1 pseudogene is annotated in these 413 nt (G+C 68.5%); it reads left to right on the plus strand.

The features are described from left to right. Positions 1-109: 109 nt before the first annotated feature. Positions 110-413, plus strand: a pseudogene (locus tag AB4Z02_RS19195) (hypothetical protein); the annotation flags it as partial.

Genomic DNA, 413 nt, shown 5'->3' on the forward strand with positions numbered 1-413 from the left:
CGCTGGAGGAGCAGCATCGTAAGTGCGCCGACCAGACCCGAGGGATAACCTGCGTGGCCCGACACGCAGGATCCCCTGGTCGCACGACGAGCGGGGAGGGCGAATCCAGATGTACGCCGAGGCACGACGAACCGGCAGGTCCGGCGCACACACGCGAACTGACACCGATGCACTGGACGCCCTGGTCGCACGCTATGGAACACCGCTGCTCGTGCTCGACCCGAACAGGGCGCGGGTGCGGTATCGCGAACTGCAGGCGGCATTCCCGTCCGTCCGATTCCACTACGACGCGAGCGCGCTCGCCCATCCCGCCGTGATTCAGGCGATCGCCGAATGCGGTGGGTTCTTCGAGGTCTCCGAAGAGGGCGCGCTCGCGGCGGTCCTCGCATCCCGCGTCGACCCGGTGCGGGTCG

This window comes from Pedococcus sp. 2YAF34 (assembly GCF_052114585.1).
GTDB lineage: Bacteria > Actinomycetota > Actinomycetes > Actinomycetales > Dermatophilaceae > Pedococcus.